Origin of the sequence: Vibrio sp. Vb1755 (genome assembly GCF_033338635.1) — a bacterium.
GTDB classification, from domain to species: Bacteria; Pseudomonadota; Gammaproteobacteria; order Enterobacterales; family Vibrionaceae; genus Vibrio; species Vibrio alginolyticus.
Genome location: NZ_JAWOTA010000216.1, coordinates 1 through 1,241 on the forward strand (window position 1 = coordinate 1; position 1,241 = coordinate 1,241).

The 1,241-nt window shown below is 48.3% G+C and carries 1 protein-coding gene and 1 pseudogene; one reads left to right on the plus strand and one right to left on the minus strand.

Annotated elements, in window-relative coordinates:
* Nucleotides 1-8 precede the first annotated feature (8 nt).
* Nucleotides 9-929, plus strand: a complete 921-nt coding sequence (gene glsB, locus R7E00_RS24020; protein ID WP_318124766.1) for a glutaminase B — start codon at nucleotides 9-11, stop codon at nucleotides 927-929.
* Between the two features lie 61 nt (nucleotides 930-990).
* On the opposite strand, the pseudogene R7E00_RS24025 reads toward glsB, so the two are convergent.
* Nucleotides 991-1,241, minus strand: a pseudogene (locus tag R7E00_RS24025) (YggW family oxidoreductase); the annotation flags it as partial.

Consider the following 1,241-nt stretch of genomic DNA (forward strand, 5'->3'; position numbering starts at 1 on the left):
GGTAGACAATGAACCCGACAGCGGAAATTTTGACAGATATTCTGGCGGAAGTGCGCCCTTTGATCGGCCAAGGAAAAGTGGCGGACTACATTCCGGCTCTGGCAAAAGTACCGAATAATAAATTAGCTATTGCGGTATACACCAATGAAGGTGAAGTGATTAAGGCTGGCGATGCCGATGAGTCTTTTTCTATTCAGTCTATTTCGAAAGCACTGAGCCTAACGTTGGCCATGTGCTTGTACAAACAAGAAGAAATTTGGGCAAGAGTTGGTAAAGAGCCATCAGGTCAGGCGTTTAACTCGCTGATTCAGTTGGAGATGGAACAGGGTATTCCACGCAACCCGTTTATTAACGCGGGTGCAATTGTTGTGGCTGACTTACTGCAAAGTCGTTTGTCTGCACCTCGTCAGCGGTTACTTGAGTTTGTTCGTCAGTTGTCGGGCGATACTCACATTGTCTACGACAAAGTCGTGGCCGCTTCGGAAATGATGCACGGCGATCGCAACGCGGCGATTGCTTACCTAATGCGTTCATTCGGAAACTTCGAAAACGAGGTGATCCCTGTGCTGCAAAACTACTTCCATGCCTGTGCTTTAAAGATGAGCTGTGTGGACTTAGCAAAAACCTTTAGCTACCTTGCTAATAAAGGCACTTCCGTGCAAACGGGCAAGCCAGTGGTGTCACCAACACAAACGAAGCAACTGAATGCATTGCTTGCGACTTGTGGTTTGTACGATGGCGCAGGTGAGTTTGCTTACCGTGTGGGTATGCCGGGTAAATCTGGCGTTGGCGGCGGTATTATTGCCGTAGTGCCGGGTGAAATGACCATTGCGGTTTGGTCTCCAGAACTTGATGCGTCAGGGAACTCATTGGCGGGTACGAAAGCACTGGAACTGCTCTCTGAGCGAATTGGCCGTTCGATTTTTTAGTGTTAACTGTTTCTATACAAAAAGCCTCTCGTCTGAGAGGCTTTTTTGTAGTTCGCGTGGTTTACTCTTCGTCTTCTTCTGCCATAAAGGCTTCAAGTAAGTCGTTGAGGAACAGCTTTCCTTTCTCGGTGATCTGCCAGTGCGTCTCCGTTTCACTCAAATAGCCCATCTCTAACGCCCAATCAATGGTGTCTTGAATGGTACTGAGCGGTAAGCCCGTGGTATCCACATAATCTTGCTTCGGACACGCTTCCATCAAGCGGAAGCGGTTCATGAAGAACTCAAATGGGCGGTCTTCATCGGCAACGAGCT